The organism is Prochlorococcus marinus (assembly GCF_001180245.1).
In the GTDB taxonomy this organism is placed as follows: Bacteria; Cyanobacteriota; Cyanobacteriia; order PCC-6307; family Cyanobiaceae; genus Prochlorococcus_A; species Prochlorococcus_A marinus_F.
This window is the reverse complement of the sequence record NZ_CVSV01000090.1, coordinates 1-229: the sequence shown is the minus strand read 5'-3', so window position 1 is coordinate 229 and position 229 is coordinate 1. Positions and strand designations below refer to the sequence as shown.

Annotated in this window: 1 pseudogene; it reads right to left on the bottom strand. The window is 24.9% G+C overall.

Annotated elements, in window-relative coordinates:
* Nucleotides 1-156: pseudogene (locus AMO19_RS08755) on the bottom strand (DUF805 domain-containing protein); the annotation flags it as partial.
* Nucleotides 157-229 lie beyond the last annotated feature (73 nt).

Genomic DNA, 229 nt, shown 5'->3' with positions numbered 1-229 from the left:
GAAACCAAACGTTTTTAAAAATATTGGGATAGTTAGGAAAGAAATTATAAGATTCGCTAGTTGAACTAACCACCAGTCAGATCGAGATGTGAATCCTTTGAAGTCTGTAGCTTTAATCCAAAACTCTTTATATGCGTTTAAAAAGTCATTAAACATAAATTAAGAATTCAAAGAATATAACATTATCAATTTAATCTTTAATTTATCAAAATAATATTTATTTACTAAA